Source organism: Desulforhopalus sp. IMCC35007, assembly GCF_005116575.1.
Lineage (GTDB): Bacteria > Desulfobacterota > Desulfobulbia > Desulfobulbales > Desulfocapsaceae > Desulforhopalus_A.
Genome location: NZ_SWCN01000112.1, coordinates 1 through 253, shown reverse-complemented (window position 1 = coordinate 253; position 253 = coordinate 1). Strand labels below are relative to the sequence as shown.

Below are 253 nucleotides of genomic sequence, written 5' to 3'. Positions count from 1 at the left end.
CGTATTTGATACTACGCCAAAATCGTTCAATGACAACATTGTCAATCCATCTTCCTTTTCCATCCATACTGATAGCGATATTCGCGTCTTCCAGGCACTCTCTCCAGTCATCTGAGGTAAACTGGCAACCCTGGTCTGTATTCATGATTTCGGGTGCTCCTGAGGTTTTTATAGCACGTTTAAGGCATCTGATACAAAATGCAGTGTCCAGGGTGGTGGAGAGTTCCCAGTCGATCACTTTTCTTGAATACCA

At 44.3% G+C, this 253-nt stretch carries 1 protein-coding gene; it reads right to left on the bottom strand.

The features are described from left to right. A partial coding sequence (locus FCL48_RS24820) for a DDE-type integrase/transposase/recombinase (protein WP_136876768.1) occupies positions 1–253 on the bottom strand: 253 nt, incomplete at both ends.